This is a genomic window from Burkholderia sp. LS-044 (assembly GCF_004803625.1).
Taxonomy (GTDB): domain Bacteria; phylum Pseudomonadota; class Gammaproteobacteria; order Burkholderiales; family Burkholderiaceae; genus Burkholderia; species Burkholderia cepacia.
The window spans coordinates 249,240-274,528 of record NZ_SSWO01000009.1; the positions used below are offsets into that span (position 1 = coordinate 249,240).

22 protein-coding genes are annotated in these 25,289 nt (G+C 68.0%); 17 read left to right on the forward strand and 5 right to left on the reverse strand.

Annotated elements, in window-relative coordinates; all coding sequences use genetic code 11:
• The first annotated feature begins 5 nt into the window (after positions 1 to 5).
• The 9 genes from E9536_RS41555 (at position 6) to E9536_RS23860 (ending at position 9,869) form a co-directional block, all read left to right on the forward strand.
• Positions 6 to 389 (forward strand): hypothetical protein, encoded by a 384-nt coding sequence (locus tag E9536_RS41555; RefSeq protein WP_168799567.1) that lies wholly within the window; start codon positions 6 to 8, stop codon positions 387 to 389.
• Positions 390 to 618: 229 nt separating this feature from the next.
• A complete protein-coding gene (locus tag E9536_RS23825; RefSeq protein WP_124535299.1) occupies positions 619 to 2,112 on the forward strand; it encodes an MFS transporter in 1,494 nt (497 codons plus the stop codon).
• Between the two features lie 9 nt (positions 2,113 to 2,121).
• Positions 2,122 to 2,709 (forward strand): hydrolase, encoded by a 588-nt coding sequence (locus E9536_RS23830; RefSeq protein ID WP_027792763.1) that lies wholly within the window; start codon positions 2,122 to 2,124, stop codon positions 2,707 to 2,709.
• A 58-nt stretch (positions 2,710 to 2,767) separates the two neighbouring features.
• Positions 2,768 to 3,931, forward strand: coding sequence for a zinc-binding alcohol dehydrogenase family protein (locus E9536_RS23835; protein WP_027792762.1), 1,164 nt, complete (start codon positions 2,768 to 2,770; stop codon positions 3,929 to 3,931).
• Between the two features lie 117 nt (positions 3,932 to 4,048).
• A complete protein-coding gene (locus E9536_RS23840) occupies positions 4,049 to 5,272 on the forward strand; it encodes a CoA transferase (RefSeq protein ID WP_240439899.1) in 1,224 nt (407 codons plus the stop codon).
• Positions 5,269 to 6,141, forward strand: a complete 873-nt coding sequence (locus E9536_RS23845) for a CoA ester lyase (RefSeq protein ID WP_060084620.1) — start codon at positions 5,269 to 5,271, stop codon at positions 6,139 to 6,141. The genes E9536_RS23840 and E9536_RS23845 overlap by 4 nt, the downstream gene beginning before the upstream one ends.
• The gene (locus E9536_RS23850; RefSeq protein ID WP_059699432.1) at positions 6,138 to 7,631 is read left to right on the forward strand and encodes an MmgE/PrpD family protein; all 1,494 of its coding nucleotides are present in this window, start codon (positions 6,138 to 6,140) and stop codon (positions 7,629 to 7,631) included. The genes E9536_RS23845 and E9536_RS23850 overlap by 4 nt, the downstream gene beginning before the upstream one ends.
• Positions 7,628 to 8,647: a cyclase family protein gene (locus E9536_RS23855; RefSeq protein WP_060196938.1), complete on the forward strand. Its 1,020-nt coding sequence runs from the start codon at positions 7,628 to 7,630 to the stop codon at positions 8,645 to 8,647. The genes E9536_RS23850 and E9536_RS23855 overlap by 4 nt, the downstream gene beginning before the upstream one ends.
• A 292-nt stretch (positions 8,648 to 8,939) precedes the next feature.
• On the forward strand, positions 8,940 to 9,869 hold the full coding sequence (locus E9536_RS23860) for a LysR family transcriptional regulator (protein ID WP_059699660.1): 930 nt from the start codon (positions 8,940 to 8,942) through the stop codon (positions 9,867 to 9,869).
• A gap of 16 nt (positions 9,870 to 9,885) precedes the next feature.
• On the opposite strand, the gene E9536_RS23865 is transcribed toward E9536_RS23860, so the two are convergent.
• The 3 genes from E9536_RS23865 to E9536_RS23875 form a co-directional block, all read right to left on the reverse strand.
• Entirely contained in the window at positions 9,886 to 11,355 is a 1,470-nt protein-coding gene (locus tag E9536_RS23865) for an MmgE/PrpD family protein (RefSeq protein WP_136470919.1), read from the reverse strand.
• Positions 11,356 to 11,399: 44 nt separating this feature from the next.
• Positions 11,400 to 12,482 (reverse strand): porin, encoded by a 1,083-nt coding sequence (locus E9536_RS23870; protein WP_136470921.1) that lies wholly within the window; start codon positions 12,480 to 12,482, stop codon positions 11,400 to 11,402.
• Positions 12,483 to 12,666: 184 nt separating this feature from the next.
• Entirely contained in the window at positions 12,667 to 13,569 is a 903-nt protein-coding gene (locus E9536_RS23875; protein ID WP_136470923.1) for a CoA ester lyase, read from the reverse strand.
• A gap of 242 nt (positions 13,570 to 13,811) precedes the next feature.
• On the opposite strand from E9536_RS23875, the gene E9536_RS23880 reads away from it, so the two are divergent.
• The 8 genes from E9536_RS23880 (at position 13,812) to E9536_RS23915 (ending at position 23,042) form a co-directional block, all read left to right on the forward strand.
• Complete coding sequence (locus E9536_RS23880) at positions 13,812 to 14,576, forward strand: IclR family transcriptional regulator (protein ID WP_034196227.1); 765 nt, start codon at positions 13,812 to 13,814, stop codon at positions 14,574 to 14,576.
• 68 nt (positions 14,577 to 14,644) lie between these two features.
• Positions 14,645 to 15,925, forward strand: coding sequence for a CoA transferase (locus tag E9536_RS23885; protein ID WP_136470925.1), 1,281 nt, complete (start codon positions 14,645 to 14,647; stop codon positions 15,923 to 15,925).
• Between the two features lie 67 nt (positions 15,926 to 15,992).
• Entirely contained in the window at positions 15,993 to 17,012 is a 1,020-nt protein-coding gene (locus tag E9536_RS23890; protein WP_136470927.1) for a cyclase family protein, read from the forward strand.
• Positions 17,013 to 17,103: 91 nt separating this feature from the next.
• Positions 17,104 to 18,576 carry an MFS transporter gene (locus E9536_RS23895; protein ID WP_136470929.1) on the forward strand — a complete coding sequence of 491 codons (1,473 nt, stop codon included), beginning with the start codon at positions 17,104 to 17,106 and terminating at the stop codon, positions 18,574 to 18,576.
• The gene (locus E9536_RS23900; RefSeq protein ID WP_081066317.1) at positions 18,554 to 19,138 is read left to right on the forward strand and encodes an AAA family ATPase; all 585 of its coding nucleotides are present in this window, start codon (positions 18,554 to 18,556) and stop codon (positions 19,136 to 19,138) included. The genes E9536_RS23895 and E9536_RS23900 overlap by 23 nt, the downstream gene beginning before the upstream one ends.
• A 583-nt stretch (positions 19,139 to 19,721) precedes the next feature.
• The gene (locus E9536_RS23905; RefSeq protein WP_060196927.1) at positions 19,722 to 21,314 is read left to right on the forward strand and encodes a Re/Si-specific NAD(P)(+) transhydrogenase subunit alpha; all 1,593 of its coding nucleotides are present in this window, start codon (positions 19,722 to 19,724) and stop codon (positions 21,312 to 21,314) included.
• Positions 21,315 to 21,327: 13 nt separating this feature from the next.
• Positions 21,328 to 22,740: a Re/Si-specific NAD(P)(+) transhydrogenase subunit beta gene (pntB, locus tag E9536_RS23910; protein WP_060084629.1), complete on the forward strand. Its 1,413-nt coding sequence runs from the start codon at positions 21,328 to 21,330 to the stop codon at positions 22,738 to 22,740.
• Between the two features lie 95 nt (positions 22,741 to 22,835).
• Entirely contained in the window at positions 22,836 to 23,042 is a 207-nt protein-coding gene (locus E9536_RS23915; protein WP_136470931.1) for a hypothetical protein, read from the forward strand.
• A 158-nt stretch (positions 23,043 to 23,200) separates the two neighbouring features.
• Here the strand turns inward: E9536_RS23915 and E9536_RS23920 are convergent, their stop codons facing one another.
• Complete coding sequence (locus tag E9536_RS23920) at positions 23,201 to 23,824, reverse strand: ABC transporter ATP-binding protein (RefSeq protein ID WP_060174407.1); 624 nt, start codon at positions 23,822 to 23,824, stop codon at positions 23,201 to 23,203.
• A gap of 11 nt (positions 23,825 to 23,835) precedes the next feature.
• Positions 23,836 to 25,155: a hypothetical protein gene (locus tag E9536_RS23925; RefSeq protein ID WP_136470933.1), complete on the reverse strand. Its 1,320-nt coding sequence runs from the start codon at positions 25,153 to 25,155 to the stop codon at positions 23,836 to 23,838.
• Between the last annotated feature and the right edge of the window lie 134 nt (positions 25,156 to 25,289).

The following is a 25,289-nucleotide window of genomic DNA, read 5'->3' on the forward strand; positions in this document are numbered from 1 at the left end:
CCGGCATGTCCGGCGTCGCGCCTGCTGCGATCCGGGCGCGATCGGGCGGGTCGCCGTGCATCGAGCGATTGCTTCAGCGCGTCGTCGATAACGGTCACCAGGGCGTGGCTTATCTGTGCTTCGGCGCGGTCGATACGCGCTTCATCGCGGAACCGTTCCGGAGGCGCCGGCGAGCTGTCGTGACGGCTATCGGCCATGCGGCCGCGTCAATCTCGAACGCGTCAGGATCTCATCCTGCGGGCGCAGGGCGCAACGACGTCGATTACCCCCGCACTCGCGAGTGTGGTGCCGGTCTAGAGCCACCGCTCTGGATTCCCGTTGCGCTGCCGCATAAAACGATCGTCATCCGCAGGGAGTGCGCGGAGAAAATCGCTTCGTACTCCATCTAAAAAATTCATCGCGATCCGGGAGTATGACCGCCCAGCAAGGAATGCCGGGCGTTTGACGATTTCATTCCCGGCTCCCAGGGGACGCGCTCGATCGTCAGATTCGCGATCCGCATTCAAGCGACGAATGTGTGCATCGCAACAATCCATTTCATTCACGGCAATCGTAACGGTAAGGTGAACGCACGTTCGAATTTGATCGAGCGATGCGAAACCACCCTGTGACGATGCCATGACAACGAACCGCGATCGACCTGCCAAAGTGTCAGCCCCGCCTTCCGGTGTCACGCCGGCGGGCGGCAATGCGCGTGCGGCGGGCCCGCGCCTGCCGGCCAGGCTGGTGGGCCCCATCGTGCTCGGCACGCTGCTCAACGCGCTGAACTCGTCGATGATCGCGGTCGCGCTCGTCAGCATCCAGCAGGCGTTCAACCCGCACGGGCAGGAACGCATCGACACCATGTGGCTCGTGTCGGGCCTTTATCTCGCGACGGCCGTCGGCCAGCCGACGATGGGGCGGCTCGCCGACCGGTTCGGCGCGAAGCGGATCTTCTGCATCGGCCTCGCGATCGTATTGATCGCGTCCGCGCTCGCGCCGTTCGCGCCGTCGCTCGGGTGGCTGATCGCGTCGCGCGTCGCGCTCGGCATCGGCACGTCGGCCGCGTATCCGGCCGGCATGGCGATGATCCGCACGTGGTCGCAGCGGCACGCGAACGGCGCGACGCCGACGGGCGGACTCGGCGCGATCTCGGTTGCGGCACAGGTGGCCGTCGCGTTCGGGCCGCCGCTCGGCGGCGCGCTCGTGCAGTTCGCCGGCTGGCGTGCGATCTTCTGGATCAACGTGCCGATCGTGCTGCTCGCGTTCGTGCTGGCATGGTTGTGGATTCCGGCCGACGTCGTCCCGCGCGGCGCGCAGCAACGCCGCACGCTGCGGGGCACGCTGAAGGAACTGGACCTGCCGGGCGTCGTGCTGTTCGTCCTGACGCTCGCGAGCCTGCTGCTGTTCCTGCAATCGGTCACGCACGATCCCGACTGGCTGCTGCTCGTCGCGACGCTGGTGCTGTGCCCGGTGCTGGTCGGGCACGAGCGGCGGGCCGCGACGCCGCTGATCGACATCCGCATGCTCGGCGACAACCGTGCGCTCACGAGTACGTACCTGCGTTGCGTCGGCACCTACGCGGTGTTCTACGCGATCTTCTATGCGCTGCCGATGTGGCTGCAGGAGGCCAAGCACCTGTCCGCCGCCGATGCCGGCCTCGTGATGCTGCCGGTCGCCGGGATCGGCACCGTGGCGACGATGCTCGCGACCCGCCTCGCACACCGTCACGGCTCGCGGCCGGTGCTGATCATCGGCTCCGCGATGCTGTGCGTCGGCAGCGTCGTGATGAGCCTGCTCACGAGCGCGATGCCGGTCTGGTCGATCGTACTGCTATCGATCGTGTTCGGCGTGCCGAACGGCTTCAACAATCTCGGCAACCAGGCCGCGCTCTACCAGAGCGCGCCGCATGACCGGATCGGCACGGCTTCGGGGCTGTACCGCACTGCGCAGTATGTCGGCGGCAGCCTGTCGTTTGCGCTCGTCGGGCTGGCGCTCGGCCATCCGGCGAGCGATCGCGGCCTGCGCGAGCTGGCCATCGTCCTGGCGGTCATCAGCGTGCTGCTGCTGCTCAACGCAGCGTCGAGCCGGCACCTGGATACCGCCGCTTCTTCCATCCCCCAACAGAAGTGAGGTTTTGACATGTCCACTCCGACGCTCAATCGCACGGTCGCCCTGGTCGCCATCGATCTGCAGAACGGCATCGTGTCGCTGCCGGTCGTGCCCTACACCGGCGCGCAGGTCGTGGCGAAGACGGTCGAGCTCGCGACCGCGTTCCGCGCGTTGAAGCTTCCCGTGATCTACGTGCACACGAGCTACCAGCCGGACGGCGGCGTCGCGCTGAAGGTCAGGACGGATGCGCCGTCGGCGCCGCCGAATCTCGACCCTGAATGGAGCGCGTTTGCGCCGGCGCTCGGCGTCGGGCCGTCCGACATCGTCGTGACGAAGCACCAGTGGGGCGCGTTCACCGGCACCGACCTCGACGTGCAGCTGCGCCGGCGCGGCATCACGGACATCGTGCTGACCGGGATCGCAACCAACATCGGCGTCGAATCGACGGCGCGCCAGGCATACGAGAACAACTACAACGTCGTCGTCGTCAGCGACGCGGTCAGCACGTCGTCCACCGACGCGCAGACCTTCGCGCTGACGCAGATCTTCCCGAAGCTCGGGCAGGTCGCCGCGACGGCCGACGTGGAGGCGGCACTGAAGCAGGCGTATTCGCGCTGAACGAAGCGGCGTGTTCGGCGTGCACCATTCAAACAGAGTCATTTACCGAGGCATGACGATGATCAAGACCGATGCATGGGTTCTCTACGCAGGACCGGAACCGAGCAGGAAGCAGGCGCCCGTGGCGGGTGAGCTGCGTCGCGAGACCTTCGAATTCTCCGATCTGGAAGCCGACGAGGTGCTGGTCGAGCCGCTGTACGGATCGTGGGAAGCGAACCTCGACCACGCGCTGTCGCGCAATCCGGTCGACATCTGCCGGCAGCGCCGCGAGGACAAGATCGTGCTCGGCAACGGTGCGCTGGTGCGCATCGTCGAGCGCGGCAGCGGCGTGAAGACGCTGAAGGAAGGCGAGATCTGCATGGTGATGCCGTTCGGCAAGCGCGACGAATACGGGTTCGCCGAGCTTGTCTACGCGTACGACGCGCCGGGCACGATCGGCGTGATGGCGCAGCGGACCAAGATGCGCGCCGACAACCTCGTGGCGGTGCCGACGGACAGCCGTCATTCGCTGCTGCAATGGGCGACGTACGGCCGCTACTTCACCGCGTGGGACAACTGGAAGGTGGCGTCGACGTGCTGGCGCTCGCAGCTGCCGGACGTCGATCCGGCCGACTACCTGGTGTTCGGCTGGGGCGGCGGCACGACGCTCGCCGAACTTCAGCTCGCGAAGCGCGAGGGTTTTCGCGTCGCGATGACGGCGAGCAATGACCGGCGCCTCGAGGAGCTCGCGAAGCTCGGCATCACGCCGGTCGATCGCCGCAAGTTCCCGAACCTCGCGTATGACGACGAGCGCTACAAGACCGATCCGGAGTACCAGGCGAGCTATCGCGAGTCGGAGCGCGTGTTCGCGGAGACGATCGCGGAGCTGAGCGGCGGCCGCGGCGTCGCGATCTTCCTCGACAACCTCGGCGGCGCGCTGTATCGCGCGACGATGCGCGTGGTCGGCCGCACCGGTATCGTCACGACGGTCGGCTGGAAGACCGGGATGCGCCTGTGGAACCTGCGCGCGACGGAATGCATTAATCGCCGCCTGCACATCCACACGCACGCGTGGCGCTACGACGACAGCATCACGATCCGCGATTTCCAGGAAACGAGCGGCTGGATCGGCGAGGAGCCGACCGAGATCTTCGATTTCGACGAGGTGCCGAAGCTCGCGTCCGACTACCTGAACGGGAAGATCCAGACGTATTTCCCGATCTACCGGATCAACGCCGTCTGAGCGGCAGGTCGCGCGCCGCGCCCGCATCGCTGCAAGACGATTAGTCATGCAGATGATGGCGGTGTGCGGCGCGCCGTGCAATCCATCTGACTGGAGAACGGCATGGCCACTGTGGAAATGGGGAGCGTCGACGCCGGTGCGGCGTCGGACGCGTCCAAACCGGCGCCGCTCGACGGCATTCGCGTGATCGACGCCGCGACGTTGTTCGCGGGCCCGCTCGCGGCGACGATGCTGGCGGACTACGGCGCCGACGTGATCAAGGTCGAGCATCCGGACGGCGATCCGGCGCGCAAGTACGGCGCGCGTCGCGACGACGTGCCGTTGTGGTGGAAGGTGCTCGCGCGCAACAAGCGGGCGGTCACGCTGAATCTCGGCACGGCCGACGGCCAGCGGATCTTCCGCGAAATGGCGGCGCAGGCGGACGTGGTCGTCGAGAATTTCCGGCCCGGCACGCTCGAACGCTGGGGGCTCGGTTACGACGTGCTGTCCGCGATCAACCCGCGGCTCGTGCTCGTGCGGGTGACGGGCTTCGGCCAGTTCGGCCCGTATGCGAGCCGCCCCGGCTTCGGTACGCTGGCCGAGGCGATGAGCGGGCTCGCGTCGGTCACCGGCGAGGCCGACGGGCCGCCGCTGCTGCCGTCGTTCCCGCTCGCCGACACCGTCGCCGGGCTGAACGCCGCGTTCGCGATCATGACGGCGCTGAAGGCGCGCGAGCACACCGGGCGCGGCCAGGTCGTCGATCTCGCGATCATCGAGACGATGCTCGCCGCGATGGGCGCGCAGGTCGCGAGCTACGACCAGACGGGCCGGGTGCCCGAGCGCACCGGCAATCGTTCGCCGAACAATTCGCCGCGCGGGGTGTACCGCACGTCGGACGGCAAGTGGGTCGCGCTGTCGACGTCGGCGCACAGCATCGCGGAGCGCGTGATGCGCCTCGTCGGCCGTGCGGACCTGATCGACGAACCCTGGTTCGCGAACGGCGCCGAGCGCGCGAAGCATGCGGACGAACTGGATGCGGCGGTCGGCGGCTGGATCGGGCAGCGCTCGCGCGACGACGTGATCGCCGAGTTCGAGCGCGCGCAGGCGGCGGTCGCGCCGATCTACGACGTCGCCGACGTGCTCCGCGATCCGCAGTACGCGGCGCTCGGCTCGGTCGTGTCGGTGCCCGACGCGGAGCTCGGCGCGTTCCGCACGCACAACGTGCCGTTCCGGCTGTCCGACACGCCCGGCGCAATCCGCTGGGGCGGACCGGCGCGCGGCACGCACAACGACGAAGTATTCGGCGCATTGGGGCTGGAGCGGCACGAGATCGCCGATTTGACCGAACGGGGCATTGTATGAAAACCAGCGCAACCTACCGCAGTTACCTCTACGTGCCCGCGCACAAGGCGCAGGTGGTGGACAAGGCGTATGCAAGCGAAGCCGACGCCATCGTGCTCGACCTCGAGGATGCCGTGCCGGCCAGCCACAAGGCCGAGGCACGCGAGGCGGCCGCCGCGATTCTCGCGGAAGGCCCGCCGAAGCCGACCTACGTGCGGATCAACCCGATCGGCAGCCCGTGGTGTCGCGACGACGTCGACGCGATCGCGCAGCCGGCGCTTCAGGCGCTGCGCCTGCCGAAATGCGACCTGCCGCAGCATATCCAGGAAGTGGCCGGCTGGCTCGACGCGCTCGGCAGCGATGCGGGCATCCAGATCCTGATCGAGTCGGCGTACGGTGTCGAGACGGCTTACCAGCTCGCGACCGCGTCGCCGCGGCTGGAGCGCATCGGGCTCGGCGAGAGCGACCTGCGCGCGGACCTGCAGATCGGCGTCGACAACTTCACGCTCGAGGTGTGCCGCGCGCGCTGCGTCGTGGTGTCTCGCGCGGCGGGGCTCGCCGGGCCGATCCAGACCGTCTATCACACGCTGCCCGATCTCGACGGGCTGAGGGAATCGACGCTGCGCGCCAAGTCGATGGGGTTTCTCGGCCGCTTCGCGATTCATCCGTCGCAGCTCGCGGTGATCAACGAGGTGTTCACGCCGTCGGAAGACGAGATTCGCGCAGCCGAGCGGGTGCTCGAGGCGGTCGATGCGGCAGCGGGCAAGGCCTCGGCGTCGTCGGTCTTCGTGCTGCCGGACGGCCGCGTGGTCGCGCCGCCGCTGATCGCCAACGCGCGCGTGACGCTCGCGCTCGCGAACAATCTTCGACTCAGTGGAGCACTGGCATGAGCACACCCGAGACGCTTTCCGCTCCGGCGGCCACCGCCGATCCGGTCGCACCGGACCGGCCCGCGCCGCCCGACGGCATCGTCGGCGCGCTCGGCCGCTTCGCGGCGGAGGTGCGCGCCGGAGGGCTGGAATACCGGCTGCGCGTCGAGGCCGCCGCGCGCGTGCTCGACGTGGTCGGCAACAGTCTGATCGCGCACGACGAACCGGTCGTGCAGTCGGTGCTGCAAGTCGCGCGGCGCTGGGCGGGCACCGGCCCGGCGAGCGTGATCGGCGCGCCCGACCGGCTGCCGGCCGCGAGTGCCGCCCTCGTCAACGGCACGCTCGCGCATGCGATGGATTTCGACGATTCGCACATGCTGTCGGTGCTGCATCCGAGTGCGTCGGTGATTCCGGCCGCGCTCGCCGCCGCGCAGGCGAGCGGCGCGTCGGGCGCGGCGCTGCTCGATGCGATCACGGTCGGCACCGAGGTGTGCATCCGGCTGGGCGTCGCCGCCTACAACGAGCGGCTCGGCAATTCGGTGTTTTTCGAGCGCGGCCAGCACGCGACGTCGATCTGCGGCACGGTCGGCGCGGCGGCGGCCGCGGCGATGCTGCTCGGGCTCGACGCCGCGCAGATCGCGGCGGCGCTCGGCATTGCCGCGAGCATGGGCGCGGGCCTGCTCGAAGCGAACCGCACCGGCGGCTCGGTGAAGCGGATTCACTGCGGCTGGGCGGCGCATGCGGGCGTGAGCGCGGCGGAACTGGCGGGCGCGGGCGTCACCGCGCCGCCGACCGCGCTCGAAGGCCGCTTCGGCTTCTTCCACGCGTGGTGCGGCGACCTCGCCGACGTCGACGCGGTGCTGCGCGACCTGGGCGACGAATGGGAGACGAGCCGGATCATCTTCAAGCCGTATCCGTGCAACCACTTCACGCATCCGGGCATCGACGCCGCGCTGCAACTGAAGGCGCAAGGCGTGACGGCGGACGACGTGGTGTCGGCCGAGCTGCGGGTCGCGACGTCGACGCTGCGCACGATCGGCGAGCCGGCGGAGTTGAAGGCGAATCCGCCGAACGGTTATGCGGCGGCGTTCTCGGGGCCGTACACGGTCGCGGCGGCGCTGCTCGGCGGCGGCGGTCTCGGCGTCTGGTTCGACGATTTCGACGATGCGCTTGCGCGGGACCCCGCACGGCGCGCGCTGGCCGCGAAGGTGCGTTGCGTGGCCGATCCATGGTGCGATGCGCGCTTCCCGCATTTCCTGCCGGCCGTGCTGCGCGTCGAGCTGCGCGACGGGCAAGTGCGCGAGGCGTGGATCGAGTCGAGCAAGGGCACGAATTCGCGGCCGCTGACCGAACAGGAACTCACCGCGAAATTCGTGCTGGCGGCGAGTTCGGCGCTCGGCATGGAGCGCGCGCTCGCGCTGCGCGACGCGGTACGGTCGCTCGCCGACGATGCGCCGCTCGATGCGCTCGCGGCGCTGACGTCGGGCACTGAAGGAGGGCACCGATCTTGAATGCACCCCGCTGGAAAAAGCGGCCGCCCGGCTCGAACTGGGGCGACTTCGGTCCCGACGATCAGAAGGGACGGCTGAACTGGCTGACGCCGGACAAGGTGCGGCAGGGCGCAGCCGAAGTGCGGGAAGGGCTGTCGTTCTCGCTGAGCCTGCCGCTCGACGTGCCGCGCGGCGGCGGGCTGAACGCGCGGCGGCGGCCGCCGGCGATCATGCCGGCGCTGCTCGGCGACAAGCCGTATTTCGGCTATCGCGCGGATGAACAGGTTGCGAACGCAACCGATGTGGTCTGCGACGATTCGTTCTGCATGCACTCGCAGTTCTCGACGCAATGGGACGGCCTGTCGCACGTGGGCGGCGTGTTCGACGCGGACGACGACGGCGTGCCTGAAATCGTGTTCTACAACGGCTTCCGGATGGGCGAGCATCTGCGGGTGCCGCAAGAGGGCGACGCGACGGGCGGCGCGCACGCGCTCGGCATCGAGGTGATGGCGCAAACGGGCGTGCAGGGGCGCGGCGTGCTGATCGACCTGCGGCGTCATTTCGGCGACGCGCGCACGAAGGTCGGCTTCGCGCAACTGATGCAGGTGATGGAGGCGGACCGCGTGCAGGTCGAGCGCGGCGACATCGTCTGCATTCACACCGGCTTTGCGGATCTGCTGCTGCATGACGACGGCGGATCGCCGGCGACGGTCGCGAGCGCGTGCGTGCTGGACAGCAGCGATGCGCGGCTGCTGCAATGGATCGACGAATCGGGGCTGGCCGCGCTCGTGGCCGACAACCATGCGATCGAGGAACGTCCGCAGCATGCGCAACCGCTCGCGCAACCGGGCGCGCTGATGCCGCTTCACGAACTGTGCCTGTTCAAGCTCGGCATTCACCTCGGCGAGCTGTGGCACCTGACGCCGCTCGCGAACTGGCTGCATGCACACGGCCGGAACCGGTTTCTGCTGACCGCGCCGCCGCTGCATATCCGCGGCCTGGTCGGCGCACCGGCGAACCCCGTCGCGACCGTTTGAGCTTGCGGGCGGCCGCCGGGGCGGCGGTCGCCCGCATTTTTTTGCAATGCGACCTTTTTTCAAAAATCGCGAATCAAATGGCCGATTGGCACGGTATCCGGAAGAATCGATGCGAAACGGACCCACTAATTTAAAAAATTAACCAATACCGCTCGATACCTAAAAATATAGATACGTCAAGATTGGACTATTCTTGTGCATTGCACTAAATATCAGGGGATTGCTCCGATTGCGGAATTTAGCGATCGCAATCGGAGGCGGTGTTTAACCTGTTTAGTGGATGGTCGCAAACATGAATCTACGTTCGATCGATCTGAACCTGCTGGTCATACTCGATGCGCTATTGACGGAGAAACAGGTCACACGGGCCGGCCAGAAGGTCGGCCTCACGCAGCCGGCCGTCAGCAACGCGCTGGCGCGGCTGCGGTTCCTGTTCAAGGACGAGATCCTGGCGCGCACCGCGGTCGGCATGGAGTTGACGCCGCGCGCACAGGCGCTGGCGATGCCGATTCGACAGATCATGCAACAAATCGAGGAATTATTTGAATCGGATTATCAATTCAATCCTTTTACGTCCGAGCGCCATTTCACGTTGCGCATGTCGGATCTCACCGAATTGCTTTTGCTGCCGGCTCTGCTGCGCTGCATGCGCTTGACCAGCCCGAATATCGGCATGGACGTCGTGCACATGAGTGCCGCCAAGACCGCCGACGCACTCGAATCGGGGCTGCTCGACCTGGCGATCAGCGCCGGCCTCGAACATTCGGGCACGCTGTCGTCGCAAATCGTGTTTCATGACCGGATGGTCTGCGTGATGAGCCGCAGCCATCCGGAAGCGGGCACGCCGCTGACGCTCGAACGGTTTCTCGCGCTCGACTTCCTCAACGTGACGATCAACCCGGTCGACCACAGCCTGGTCGACAACCTGCTAGCGAACATGAACTGCACGCGGCGCATCGCGCTCAACGTGCCGCACTGGCTCGTCGTGCCGAACATGCTGGATGCGCTGCCGTACGCGGTGATCATGTCGGAGCGGCATGCGCTGAGCCTCGACGATGCGCGGCTCGTGATCCGCGACCTGCCGCTCGCGATGGAGCCCGTCGCGTGGTCGCTGTACTGGCACCGGCGCTATGACGGCAGCAACGCGCACGCTTGGCTGCGCAGCCGCATCGTCGAGGTCGCGGAAGCGCTCGAACGGCACGGCGTCGCGGCGGAAGCTTAGGGATCGTTCACGCAGGTCAGCCGACGACGAGCAGCGGCGGCAGCGTCGCGACGTCGGGCTGCTCGTCGAGCCGCCACAGGTAATCGAGCGCCGCGCGGATCTGCGCCGGGCTCCAGTGCCGCCGGCAGTTCTTCGCGAACTTCGCCTCGTAGTCGTCGCGCCGCATCGGCCGTGTCGGCGAGCCGGGCAGGTCGTCCACCTGCTTCGTGCAGGTCGACCCGTCTTCGCACACGGCCGTCACCCGGTTCGGCGCGTGCGCGGGATAGCGGGCGGTCAGCGCCGGGTCCTCGCGCACCGTGATCCGCTCGATCAATGCGCGCAGCGCCGGATCGTGCAGCGCGTCGGACCGGTAGCTCTCGGTCGTGATGTCGCCGTCGAGCATCGCGCGCGCGACGATGTACGGCAGGCTGTGATCGGCGGTCTCGTGCGTCGACGGCGCCCATTTTTCGCGGTCGCGGCCGGCCGTCACATAACCGACTTCGGTCGTGTCGATCTCGATGCGCCGGATCCGGCGCAGGTCGCCGACCTGCGCGGCGACGTCGAGCGCCGCCGGAATCGCGGTTTGCGTGAGCCCTTGCGCGGGATAGAACTTCACGAAGCACTTGCCGATCCGGAACGCGCCGCCGCGCCCGCCGAATTCGCGCGTGTCGACGGCGAACGGCCCGGACACCTGCGGAAAGAATCCCGCCATGCCTTCGAAGATCGGCGCGGGGCCGGTCAACCCGGCGCGCGCGAGCTGCGTCGAGAACACCGCGTTGCGCGCCGCGTCCGCATCGGCGAGCGCCTTCCAGTTCGACAATTCCTGGACGCGCGTCTGGTTCAGCGCGAGATGGCTGTTGATCGACAGGTTCACCGCCTGCACCAGCTGCGGCGCGGGCATGCGCATCAGCTTGCCCGCGGCGAGCGCGACGGCGGGCAGGCTGTAGCACGTGTGGTCCCAGCCGCGCGGGCTGATCGCGGCGGCGTCCATCAGCCGGCACGCGATCTCGTAGGCGATCGCGATCGACAGGATCAGGTCGCGGCCGTTCGCATGCTGCGCTTCGGCGACCGCGAGGCACGCGGACATGTTGTCGCTCGGATGGCCGGTCTCCTTGCCGGCGTACGCGTCGTTGAAATCGTAGTAGCGCAATGCGGTGCCGGTCGCGAACGCGGCGAGATCGGGGCTCGTGCGCTGGTTCGTGCCGACGATCGTCGACACGCCGCCCGGCGACGCGAGCGCCGCGTCGCGCGCGATCCGCACCGGACGTTCGTCGTGCGCGGCGATCGCGCAGCCGAGCGCGTCGATCAGGTGCGCCTTGATCGTTTCGATCGTCGCGGCGTCGAGGTCGCGATACTGCAGCCCGGCCGCGTAGTCGGCGAGCTGCTGCGCGAGATCGGGGCGGCCGGGGCTGACGCCGGCGGCCGGCAGTGCGCCCGCGCGGGCGTGAGCGAACGGCAGCGCGAGCGCCGCGCCGGTCAGCGTGGAAAGGAAGTGGCGGCGGTTCATTGTGCGAAGACTCCGAAGGTTCCTGAGGCTGGGGAGAGGCGAGGTCAGAACAGCTTGCGCAGGCCGAGTGCCATGCCCGCGCTGCTGGCGCGGTCGCCGGCCAGCGTGTAGTGGAGGAAGTTGTAGTTGTAGTTGTCGAAATCGAGCGCGGCGCGGCGCGCGTAGCCGCCCGCCAGGTACAGCGTGACGGCTTTCGACAGGAAGTAGTTCAGCTGCAGCGTGACCTGCTGCGGGTTGGCCGGGTGCGGGGTGGGTGTCTGCGCGTTCGGCGCATTCTGCGCGCGGATGTCCTCGTAATAGAACGCGCCGATCGCCTGCAGGTAAGGGGTGATCGCGTAGCGCACGCCGGCCCACCAGAACATGTAGCGCGTCACGACCGACGGCGCGGCGACGCCGCTCTGGCCGTGCGTGACGCCGGCCAGCAGCTGCGCACGTCCGACGGACGCGATCGCGGCGGCGGCGTAGCGGCGGAAATGCGCGAAGCCGCCCGGCTGCGGCGTGTTGACGTTGTCGAACGCGGCGGCGAGCGAGAATGCGCCGCCGGCATAGTCGAAGCCGGCGCCATAGGCGGCGCTCGACTGGAACGCGCCGGGCGTGCCGCCGAACGAATAGTGTGTTTCGAGCGTCAGCGGGCCGATCTTCGCCAGGTACTTGGCGACGTTGTTCTCGCGGAAGTTGACGCCGACGATCGCGCCGGCCGGCTCGTACAGCGTCGAGTACGCGCCCGTCGGCGAATAGCGCTCCATGACGTCGAACAGCGTCGTGTACTGGTGGCCGAGCCGCAGCGCGCCCCAGCGCTCGTGCTGCAGCCCGACCCATGCGGAGCGGTCGAAGCCGCCCGCGCCGGTGCCGGTACCGTTGTTCAGGTTGATGCCGCTTTCGAGCCGGAACGCGGCCTGCCAGCCGCCGCCGAGTTCCTCGACGCCCTTCAGGCCCCAGCGCGAGCCGCTCTTGCCGCCCGACGCCATCCGCACGAGCGATGCGGACGACTTGTCGCCGGGCGCGGCCTGATGGGTGAGGAATTCCGTATAGATGTCGGCTACGCCATACAGCGTGATCGTGCTCTGCGCGCAGGCGCTGGCCGATACGAGGCCCAGTCCGCACAGTGCGGACATCCGCTTGCCCATGGTTTGTCTCCTTCCAGGGTTTGTTCTTTGTTTGAGTTCGGCGCCGCGCCGGTCGAGCGGTGCGGCGGTGCTGCGGGGCGACGCTATCCGGGCCGGGTGGTGAACGGACGGCATCGTGACGGGGCGCGTGCGCGCACCGCGCGACGCGCGCATGGACGCGCGGCGATGAAGGGCGGCGCCCGCATTACCGGGGCACGCCGTCGGCGCGCGCCTGTACCGCCGCGTGACGTGCGAGCACGCGCTTCGCGCGGGCGACGCCGGGCGCGTCGACCATCCGGCCGTCGACGCGCAGCGCGCCGCGCCCGTTCGCGCGTGCGTCGTCGTAGGCGGCCAGCACCGCGTGCGCGTCGCGCACCGCGGCGTCGTCGGGCCGAAACGCACGGTTGAGCGCGCCGACCTGCAGCGGGTGGATGCAGGTCGCGCCTGCATAGCCGAGCTCCGCGGACGCGCGCGCGATGCGCTCGAACGCGTCGAGATCGCGCAGTTCGTCGAGGCCGCCGATGAGGCCGAGCGGCAGGATGCCGGCGGCGCGCGCGGCGATGATCAGCAACTGTTTCGGCACGCGCAGCACATCGGCGCTCGCGCCGCTTTCGCAGTTCAGCGCGAAATCGCCGCCGCCCAGCATCATCGCGACGACGCGCGGCGACGCCTGCGCGATCCGGTCCATTGCCTGGAACGCGCGCGGCGTTTCGACGATCGCGACGATCCGCGTGCGGCCGGGCGGCGCGCCGGCTTCTTCTTCGAGCGAGGTCAGCAGTTCGTCGATCGCCTCGATGTGCGAGCCGCCGCGCACCTTCGGCAGCACGACGCCGTCCACGCCGGCCCGGACGGCCGCGCGCAAGTCGGGCACGAGCTGGTCGAGCGGGCCGTTGGCGCGCACCAGCAAGTCGCGGCCCGGCGCGCGCAGCGCCGGCACGGCGTCGGCCAGCCCGTCGCGGGCGGCTGCCTTGCATGCGGGCGGGACGCTGTCCTCGAGATCGAGGATCAGCGCATCGGCGTCGCTCGCGGCGGCCGATGCGACGAAACGAGGGACATGCGCGGGGACGTACAGCAGCGAGCGCCAGACGGGTTGTGACGATGAATTCATCTACGGTCTCATAAAATGAAAGTCACTTTCATTTTTGTGATGGATGACCGCATTCGTCAAGATTATCGTTAACGCCTAGTATCAAGGATCATTGCAGAATGATGACCGAGCGAAGCTCTGCGGATTCATGTTGCTGTCATTGATGATCTGCGTATAATGAAAGTGACTTTCATTTTTCGATGCTGGCCATCGTGACGTGGCACCGACCTGACACGAACAGCCCGGCATCGCACGAGGTGGACATGAACAAGGTGGAGACAAGCAGTCCGGCAGAGGGCGGCGTGGCCGCGGTCAACCGCGCGCTGACCGCGCTGCTGGCATTCGGCAACGCGCCCGGCGGGCTGATGCTCGCGCAGGTGAGCGAGGAGACGGGGCTCAACATGAGCACGCTGTTGCGGATGTTCGAGTCGCTCGAGCAGTTCCGCTTCATCAAGCGCCTGCCGGACGGGCGCTATGTGCTGGGGCCCGCCGTGTTCCAGCTCGGGATGATGTATCGCGAGTCGTTCCAGCTGCGCGAGTACGTGATGCCGATCCTGTCGAGACTGTCGGCGGAAACCGGCGAGACAGCCGCGTTCTACGTGCGTGAAGGCGACCAGCGCGTGTGCCTGTTCCGCATCCAGGCGCAGCGCTCGGTGCGCACGCACCTGCGCGAGGGCGACCGCTTCCCGCTCGATGTCGGCGCGGCCGGGCGTGTGCTGCTTGCGTTCAGCGGCACGCGCGGCGGCGACTACGAGAAGACGGCCGAACAGGGCTACGCGGTATCGATCGCCGAGCGCGATCCGGAAAGCGCGGCGATCGCGTGCCCGGCATTCGGCGTCGGCCGCGTGCTCAGCGGCGCGATCTCGCTCGGCGTGCCGCGGTATCGCTTCAACAAGAAGGTGCTGGCCGACTACCTGCCGCGCGTGCAGGCGGCCGCCGTCGAGCTGACGCATGCGCTCGGCGGCGATCTGCCCGCCGCAGGCGCGGCATTTCGCGCGGCCGACCAGCTCGGCGCGCTGCTCGAGTAGCGCCGCGCGCGGCTGAGCGCGCCTCGAAGTCCGCCTTGCACGACGCATACACCAACCAGGAGACAAGCATGTTCGTTCCCGACCCGCAGGCCGCTCACGCGGCCGGCGCGCACCGTCGCGCGTCCACCGGCCCGATTCATCCGAAACCGTTCGACGCCGACGCGCAGGGGCCGCTCGCGGGCGTGCGCGTCGTCGACCTGTCGCGCCTGATGGCCGGCAACATGCTGAGCGTGCAGCTCGCCGATTTCGGCGCGGACGTCGTGAAGGTCGAGAGCGAGCGCGGCGATACGCTGCGCGCGGTCGGCGCGGGCGGGATCAGCACGAACTGGAAGGTATACGGGCGCAACAAGCGCAGCGTGTGCGTCGACCTGCGCGCGCCCGAGGGCATCGACATCGTCCGCCGGCTGGTGCGCGACGCGGACGTGTTCGTCGAAAGCTTCAAGCCCGGCGTCGCCGAGAAGATGGGGCTCGGCCCGGACGACCTGCTCGCGATCCGCCCCGAGCTGGTGATCGCGCGGATCTCCGGCTGGGGGCAGACCGGGCCGTACCGCCACAAGCCGGGCTTCGGCACGCTCGCGGAAGGATATGCGGGGTTCGCGGCGATCAACGGCTTCGCCGATCGCGAGCCGGTGCTGCCGCCGATGTTCCTCGGCGACATGACGGCCGGGCTGTCCGGCGCGATCGCCGTGCTGGTCGCGCTGCATGCGCGCGACGCGCACGGCGCGGCGGGGCAGGTGATCGACGTGTCGCTGTTCGAGCCGCTGCTGTCGATCCTCGGCCCGGCCGCCGCGAACTACGTGATGACCGGCAAGATCAAGGAACGCACCGGCAGCCGCTCGTCGAACACCGCGCCGCGCAACGCGTATCGGACCCGCGACGGCAAGTGGCTGTGCCTGTCGAGTTCGACGCAGGCGATGGCCGAGCGGCTGTTCCGCGCGATCGGCCGCGCGGAGCTGATCGACGATCCGCGCTACGCGACCAACGTGCAGCGCGTGCAGCACGCGGAAGCGCTCGATGCGATCGTCGGCGAATTCATCGCCGCGCGCGATCTCGATGCCAATCTCGCGTTCTTCGAAGAAGCGGGCGTGACGGTCGGGCCGATCCAGGATATCGCGCAGATCGTTCAGGATCGCTATGTGATCGAGCGCGAGGCGCTCGTCGAGCTGCCGGACGACGACGTCGGCAGCCTGCCGATGCACAACATCACGCCGCGCCTGTCGGCCACGCCCGGCACGTTCCGCCGGCCCGCGCCCGCGCTCGGCGAGAACAATCGCGAGATCCTGCTGCCGCTGCTCGGCGAACGCGAATACGAGCGGCTCGCGGGGCTGGGCGTGATCCGCACGCGGTAGGCACGACGTGCGACGCGGCCGCGAAGGACGGCCGCCGCACCCTGGACATTGCATGGAGGAGACAACCATGAAGCTACGCTGGACCCATCGGCCGCCCGGCTCGAACTGGGGGGATTTCGGCCCGGACGATCAGAAAGGGCGCCTGAACTGGCTGACCGCCGACGCGGTGCTGCGCGGCGTCGCGGAGGTGCGCGAAGGCCGCGTGTTTTCGCTGAGCCTGCCGCTCGACGTGCCGCGCGGCGGCGGGTTGAACGCGCGGCGCCGGCCGCCGGCGATCATGCCGGCGCTGCTCGGCGACAAACCTTACTTCGGCTATCGGGCGGATGAACAGGTTGCGAACGCAACCGATGTGGTCTGCGACGATTCGTTCTGCATGCACTCGCAGTTCTCGACGCAGTGGGATGCGCTGTCGCACGTCGGCTCGCTGTTCGATCCGGCGGGCGACGGCGAGCGGGCCCGCATGTTCTACAACGGCTACCGGATGGACGAGCACATCCAGGTGCCCGAAGCGGGGGCACCGCGCGGCGGCGCGCGTGCGCTCGGCATCGAGGTGATGGCGCAGACGGGCGTGCAGGGGCGCGGCGTGCTGGTCGACCTGCGGCGCCACTTCGGCGACGAGCGGCGCAAGATCGGCTACGCGGAGTGGATGGCGGTGCTGCGCGCGGACAACGTGATCGTCGAGCGCGGCGACATCGTGTGTGTGCATACGGGCTTTGCCGATCGCCTGCTCGACGCCGACGCGCGCGGCGAACCCGCCGCGCCGGACGTGTGCTGCGTGCTCGACGGCAACGACCCGCGCCTGCTCGAATGGATCGACGCGTCGGGGCTCGCCGCGCTCGCGGCGGACAACCACGCGGTCGAGGAGCGACCGCGCGATGCGCGGGCGCGCGAGCGGCCCGGCGCGCTGATGCCGCTGCACGAGCTGTGCCTGTTCAAGCTCGGCATCCACCTCGGCGAGCTGTGGCACCTGACGCCGCTCGCCGACTGGCTGCACGCGCACCGGCGCAACCGCTTCCTGCTGACCGCGCCGCCGCTGCACCTGCGCGGGCTCGTCGGGTCGCCGGTCAATCCGGTCGCCACCGTATGAACGCCGGCGCCGCGCGCATGTCGCGCCGGCGCCGGGTCTGCCGCTTCGCCGCTTCGCGCAGGCCGCGCGGGCGGATCATCGAGGAATCGCCATGTCCCATTCCCATGCGGCGTCGATCGCCGCCCGCATCGACCGCCTGCCCGCGACGGCCAGCATCTGGACGCTCGTGCTGTTCCTGAGCGTCGGCGGGTTTTTCGAGGTCTACGACCTGTTCCAGATGACCTACCTGCCGCCCGGGTTGATCCGCGACGGCATCTTTCACGCGGGCTCGCACGGCGTGCTCGGCATGTCGGACCAGGGCGCGCTCGGTGCGGCGACGTTCGCCGGGCTGTTCGTCGGCGAGATGTTCGTGTCGCGTCTCGCGGACCGCTTCGGGCGGCGCGCGTTGTTCACCGGCGCGCTGCTGCTCTACACGGCGGCGAGCCTGGCGATGTGCGTGCAGACGCATGCGCTCGGCATCCTCGTGTGCCGTTTCATCGCGGGCTGCGGCATCGGCGCGGAGCTGATCACGATCGGCGCGTTCCTGACCGAGCTGGTGCCGAAGGCGGTGCGCGGCCGCGCGTTCGCGCTGTGCTTCGCGGTCGGCTATCTCGCGATGCCCGTGCTGGCGCTGGTGTCGTGGTTATGGGTGCCGCACGATCCGCTCGGCATGTCCGGATGGCGCTGGGTCGTGCTGCTCGGCGGCAGCGGCGCGGTTTTCGTCTGGTGGCTGCAGTCGCGGTTGCCGGAGTCGCCGCGCTGGCTCGCCCACACGGGGCGCGAGGCCGAGGCCGAAGCCGTGCTGCGGCGGCTCGAGCAGGCCGTCGAGCGGGAATCCGGCCGGCCGCTGCCCGCAGTCCCGACGCCGGTCGCAGCGGCCACGGCCACGGCCACGGCCGTGCGGCGCGCGCCGTCGATGTGGGATGCGCGGCATCGCGGCCGCACGACGATGCTGATTGCGTTCAATGCATTCCTGAGCATCGGTTTCTTCGGCTTCAGCCAGTGGCTGCCGACGCTGCTCGCCGCGCAGGGCGCGAGCGTCACGAAGAGCCTCTGGTATGCGTTCGTGATCGCGTTCGCGTATCCGGTGTCGCCGTTCGTCGCCGGCCTGCTCGCCGACCGGATCGAGCGCAAATGGCTGATCGTCGCGTCGGCGTTCGGCGTCGCACTGTTCGGCACCGCGTTCGCGATGTCGGCGCAGGCGCCGTTCGTGATCGCATTCGGCTTGCTCGTCACGCTGTCCAACACGGTGCTCGCGAGCAACGGCACCGCGTACCAGTCGGAAGTGTTTCCGACCGAGATCCGCGGGCGCGCGCTCGGCTTCGTGCATTCGATCGGCCGCCTGACGGGGATCGCGAGCAGTTTCATCGTCGCGCTGCTGCTCGAACGCGCGGGGGTGTCGGCCGTGTTCGTGCTGATCGGCGGCAGCATGCTGATCGTGATGGTGTCGATCGGCGTGTTCGGGCCGCGTACCAACAACCGGGCGCTGGACGAGATCGCGGACGGCGCCGAGCACGCGGCGGCGTTGCGCGGGCTCGCCGAAGCGCCGACCGGGCGTGTCGATGGGCGGCGAAAATTGGGCTAGCATCCTGATCCATCGCGGCAACCGGGCACCTCGCCCATCGACCATCGCCATGAAACCCGTTGCCGTCGTATTGCACGGCCCGACCAGTGCAGGGAAGAGCAGCCTGGCCAGGGCGCTCCAGCAAGGGTCGGACGTGCCGACGTTTCACGTCTCGCTCGACGCGTTCGTCGAGATGTCGCGCCGACGTGACATGCGATCGGACGAGGAGCTGAATCAGGCGCTGAGACTCCACCAGCTCAACCTGCAGTCGACGCTCGCGCGGATCGCGGCCAGCCATTTCGAGATCGTGCTGGATCTCGTACTCCGGGATCCGGCCGCGCTCGACGCATGCATTGCCGCGCTGTCGCCGCGTCAGACCTTCGTCATCGGCGTGACGTGCCCGCTGGATATCCTCGAACAGCGCGAACGCGCGAGGCCGGATCGCGGCGAGGGCATGGCCCGCTCCCAGTTCGGGCATCCGGCTTATTCGCGGCCTTACGCGCTGCGCATCGACACGTCGACATGCACGCCGGAAGAGGGCGCGCGCCGCATCCGTGCCCACGTCGACGCGCTGCGCGAGTGATCGTCGTCGCGCTTGATCCTGACAGGCTGCGTTCTCCCTTAAACTCGCCGGCACCGAATGTCATCGGCCACGCGGATGATGTCGTTCGCACGCGACAAATCGCATTGTGCCGACAAGCGGGAAATTCGCGATGAAACCGATTCCGAAGCGTTTGTGCCGATAACCGGTTTTTCATGTTTCGAACGAATTGAAAGCGAATTTCAAGCGGATTCACGCGCCGACAGGCCGTGCGAAGCGGTTCCAGCGGGTAAACGCCAGGTTATAGGCCCGTCGTGTCCAGACAGGGGATTCATGGATTGAATGCGCGCCGATTCAAAATATAAATTTCGGAAAGACTTTGGCACGGGATATGCTTCGCAGTTCTTATCCGAATGGATCATGCGCCGGCTATTCGTCGGAAAAATCAGGCTGGAGCATGAACCGCCCGGATCTGACAAGCCGATTGTTTAGAGGATGAACAGTTTGTGAATTCTGCGCGGCAGTGCGAAGCTGCCCGCGGAACAGCGTCGTACACGGATTGAGTTGGGTGACTTGAAACGCAGGCCGTAACTCCTAGCGACGGCCACTACTGACAGTTCAGGATATGACATTACTGATTGGGGTCCCTCTGGAGACGGCCAACGAGGAACGGCGCGTAGCGACGGTTCCCGACGTGGTCGAAAAGCTGATCAAGCTCGGGTTCTCGGTGGCCGTGCAAAGCGGTGCCGGCACCGGCGCGAACTTCAGCGACGACGACTACCGCACGGCCGGGGCCGAAGTCGTGGCGACGGCCGCCGATCTGTGGGGCCGCAGCGATATCGTCCTCAAGGTGCGCCCGCCGAGCAGCGAGGAAGTCGCGCTGTTGCGTGAAGGCAGCACGCTGGTCGGCTTCGTCTGGCCGGCGCAGAACCCTGAACTGATGCAGCAGCTGGCCGCGAAGCGGGCCACGGTGCTGGCGATCGATTCCCTGCCGCGCACGCTGTCGCGCGCGCAGAAGATGGATGCGCTCACGTCGATGGCCGGCGTGAGCGGCTACCGCGCCGTCATCGAGGCGGCCCATGCGTTCGGCCGTTACTTCAACGGGCAGATCACGGCCGCGGGCAAGGTGCCGCCGGCCAAGGTGTTCGTCGCCGGCGCGGGCGTCGCCGGCCTCGCGGCCATCGGCACGGCCGCCGGCCTCGGCGCGATCGTGCGCGCCAACGACACGCGCGCGGAAGTGGCCGACCAGGTCAAGTCGCTCGGCGGCGAATTCGTCAAGGTCGACTACGAGGAAGAGGGCTCGGGCGGCGGCGGTTACGCGAAGGTGATGAGCGAAGGCTTCCAGCAGGCGCAGCGCGCGATGTACGCGCAGCAGGCCAAGGATGCGGACATCATCATCACCACCGCGCTGATTCCCGGCAAGCCGGCACCGAAGCTCATCACGGCCGAGATGGTGCAGTCGATGAAGCCGGGCAGCGTGATCGTCGACATGGCCGGCGAGCAGGGCGGCAACTGCGAGCTGACGGTGCCGGGCGAGGCGGTGGTCCGCCATGGCGTGACCATCGTCGGCTACACGGATCTCGCGTCGCGCCTGGCGCGACAGTCGTCGACGCTGTATGCGACCAACCTGCTGCGCGTGATCGAGGAGCTGTGCAAGGCGAAGGACGGCACGATCAACGTCGACTTCAATGACGACGCGATCCGCGGCCTCACGGTCATCAAGGAAGGCAACGTGACCTGGCCGCCGCCGCCGATCCAGCAGCCGGTCGCGGCACCGAAACCCGCCACGCCGCCAGTCGCGGCAACCGCGTCCAAGGGGCACGGGCACGGCAGCGGCGAGCCGATGTCGGCGAAGTCGCTCGCGATCGTGTTCGCCGTCGGCGCACTGGCGTTCCTGCTGGTCGGCCAGTTCGCGCCGGCCACGTTCCTGGCGCACTTCACGGTGTTCGTGCTGGCCTGCTTCGTCGGCTACATGGTGATCTGGAACGTCACGCCGTCGCTGCATACGCCGCTGATGAGCGTCACCAACGCGATCTCGTCGATCATCGCGATCGGCGCGCTGGTGCAGGTCGCGCCGCCGCTGGGCGAGGCCGCGGCCGGCGACCGGCCGTCGGGGCTGATCCTCGGCCTGGCGGTGGGTGCGCTGACGCTCACGGCCGTCAACATGTTCGGCGGCTTTGCGGTGACGCGCCGCATGCTGGCGATGTTCCGCAAGTAAGGAGACGACAACAATGACTTCCAACCTGACTACCGTCTCCTACATCGGCGCGGCCATCCTCTTCATCCTCAGCCTCGGCGGGCTGGCGAACCCCGAGACCGCGCGCCGCGGCAACCTGCTCGGCATGATCGGCATGCTGATCGCCGTGCTCGCCACCGTACTCGGCCCGCGCGTGTCGGCCGAAGGCATTCCGTATGTCGTGGCCGCGCTGGTCGTCGGCGGCGCCGTCGGCCTCGTCGCCGCGAAGAAGGTGCAGATGACGCAGATGCCCGAGCTGGTTGCGCTGATGCACAGCCTGGTCGGTCTCGCGGCCTGCCTGGTGGGCTTCGCCAGCTACATCGATACGTCGGTGCAGTTCAGCGGCGCGGAGAAGGCCATCCACGAAGTGGAGATCTACGTCGGCATCCTGATCGGCGCGGTGACCTTCGCGGGCTCGGTCATCGCGTTCGGCAAGCTCTCCGGCAAGATCGGCGGCAAGCCGCTGCTGCTGCCGGCACGGCACTGGCTCAACCTCGCCGCGCTGCTGATCGTGATCTATTACGGTCGTGCGTTCCTGCATGCGGAGACGATCCAGGACGGCATGACGCCGCTCATCGTGATGACGGTGGTGTCGCTGCTGTTCGGCGTGCACATGGTGATGGCGATCGGCGGCGCGGACATGCCCGTCGTGGTGTCGATGCTCAACAGCTACTCGGGCTGGGCGGCGGCGGCCACCGGCTTCATGCTCGGCAACGACCTGCTGATCGTGATCGGCGCGCTGGTGGGCTCGTCGGGTGCGATCCTGTCGTACATCATGTGCCGCGCGATGAACCGCAACTTCATCAGCGTGATCGCGGGCGGCTTCGGCACCGGCAGCGGTGCGCCCGCGGCGGCAGGCGCCGGCGCGCAGCCGGCCGGCGAAGTGGTGGCGGTGAGCGCGCTGGAGACGGCCGAACTGCTGCGCGATGCCAAGAGCGTGATCATCGTGCCCGGCTACGGGATGGCGGTGGCGCAAGCCCAGCACACGGTGCATGAACTCACGAAGGTGCTGCGCGAGAAGGGCGTCGACGTGCGTTTCGCGATCCATCCGGTGGCCGGCCGCATGCCGGGGCACATGAACGTGCTGCTCGCCGAGGCGAAGGTGCCTTACGACATCGTGATGGAGATGGACGAGATCAACGGCGATTTCCCGGAAGCCGACGTGTCGATGGTGATCGGCGCGAACGACATCGTGAACCCGGCCGCGCAGGAAGATCCGGCCAGCCCGATCGCCGGCATGCCGGTGCTCGAGGTGTGGAAGGCGAAGACGTCGATCGTGATGAAGCGCAGCATGGCGTCAGGTTATGCGGGCGTCGACAATCCGCTGTTCTACAAGGACAACAACCGGATGCTGTTCGGCGATGCCAAGAAGATGCTGGACGAAGTCTTCGGTGCGTTGAAGGCCTGACGAGGCGCACGGGCGTGGGCGTATGGGTGCGCGGGTCGAACGGTCAGCGGCCGTGGAGTCGAACGGCGGGTTGATCGGGGCCCGGCACGCCCGCCATGCGTATCAGGAAGATCACGGAAGTGCGAGACGGGATCGGATGTTTCGCACTTCCGGGAAAAGAGCGCGATCGATCGTCGGTGCGCGGATCGACGAACGATGCCAATGATGGCGTTGGAGCGGGCGGCGGCTCCATCATCGGCGTGACGATTGCCGAAGCCTGGCCGGCCGCCGGAATGGTGCTGGTCGACCGCTGTCCCGTGTGAACGTGCTATCACGCCTATCCGCACGAATCAGGCACCAGCTCCTTGCCTGCCGCCGATACCGCAGCTTGCCGCAAACGGTACCGGCGCCTCTCCTCTCCGTTCCGCATGTCACGCAGCCGCGCCGGTGGTTCCCACACGACTGCGTGTGACGATGTCGTCTATCCAGCCGCTCCCAGTTCCGCGAAACCGGTGATCCTTGCGTCGCATGCGCGCGCCAGCGCCAGGTCGTGACTCGAAAAAAAGACGGCACGGTCTGCCGCCAACGTCCTGAACAGGTCGACGAGCACCGCTCGCGATGCGGCGTCGAGCCCGTTGCCCGGTTCGTCGGCGATCACGACGGTGGGCGCGCCGAGTGTCGTCGCCGTCAGGAACAGTTTCTTGCGCGTGCCGAGCGACATCTGCTCGAAGCGCTTGTCCATATGCGGGGCGAGCCCGAATCGATCGGCCAGCTCGAGCGTGCGGGTGTCGACGACGGTTTTCTTGGCGGCCGCCACGAGATCGAGAAACGCGCGTCCGGTCTGGAACGGATACGTCAGGCAATCGTCGGGTACATAGGCCAGCGCGGATTTCGCCGCGAGCGGCGCGGTGCGCAGGGAATGGCCGCCGAGCCAGACTTCGCCTTCGTCCGCATCGATCGTGCCCGCGAGAATGCCGAGCAACGTCGATTTGCCGCTGCCGTTTTCGTCGCACAGCGCCACGCACCCGGCGCCGGATGCGAAGTTGAGCCCTTGGAAGATGACGCGCTTGTCGAAGCGCTTGCCGAGATTGTCGAAGCGGAGCATGGATCGGGTAATCAAACGAAAACTTGCCAGGCCAGCGTGACCCAGACTACGGTCAGCGCGATGCCCAGCAACACGGATTGTCGGGACGCGTAGCGTTGCGGCAGATAGTGTAATGCGACGAGCGGTGCGCCCGAGCACACGAGCGCCGCCGCCATCTGCGATGACAGCACGCCGTGCGTCACCAGCAACAGCGGGGCGACGGCGGCGAACGGCAGCGCCAGCGCGGCAACGGTCAGACAGTCGGCCCGGCGCTTCTCGAAGGTCGACAGCGGCAACGACTGCATGAAGTGCGATGCATGCAGGTGCGCCGCCTGCAAATCGCGATACGTCGTCTCCGCGATCAGCGCGATGACGGCCTGCGCGATCAGCGTCAGCGGAACGGCGCGCTGGTCGAACCCCCAGAGCGCAAGCAGGAAGCATGTCGAAGCGGTGACCGCACCCATCATCAGGCAGTGCCCGGCGGTGCTCGCGGCGCGATCCCGCAGGATGCCGATCTGCAGCCTCGCGATGGGCGGCAGCCCGTTCCGGACACGGACGCGGATCGTATCCGCGATGCGACGCGAGAACGCCCCCGGCATTTCCGAACGGGCGGCCCGTGCAGGGGCCGTATGCGTAATCGTGAAAGCAGCGAGCAACAATGCCACGGTCAGCCACGCGGGACGTAACGCCCCCTCGGCGTGAAAGCCGCCGATCAGGAAGACATTCGCAACGATCAACGCGATTGCATTGCGCAGGTTGCGCGACAGCGCGGTCAATTGCCATCCGAGCGTGATCAGGAACAGGTCGAGAACGAACAGGTAGTTGATCGCCTTTTGCGGCAGGAAGGCGAGCGCGATGGCGGCGGCAAGCACGGGCAGCAGCAGCGGCGTACTCGCGACGATCACGACGATCGTGTCGATGGCGCGACGGCGGCCGCTGGAGACGGGCAAGGACGCGAGGAAGGTGACGAACGGCCCCCCGGTGATGGCACGACGCTGCGCCAGCACCCACAGGATGCCCACGGCTTCGAGCAGGTGCACCCACGCGAACCGCCATTCGATGCCATGCGACGGTGCCAGCGCCGCGAGTACCGGCGCACCCAGAATGCGCGTCTGCGAAAACACCGGCATCGCCGGCAGCAACAGCATGGCCAGCAGGAGCAGCGCCTGCCAATGCCTGCGCAGCAGGTTTGACGTCGCGAGTGCGTACCACCTCAGTCGGCAAGACAACATCGCTTCCAGCTCCCTTTCACCGAGCAAACGAACCCGGCATCCTGCCACGGTGGTCGTCGCCGCACAACCATCCCCGCCTTTGGCGGCCGGGGCGACACGCACGAGATCACCGTGCCGCATGAGAAACCGATGCTGCGAATCGCCGCGTCGGCGGGCGGGGCACGGTGGCACGAGGCATCCGTCAGCGTAGCGGATTCATGCGCACGACGCCGACGCGAATCGTTCGGCAGATGCGGGACAGGTGCGCGGCAAGT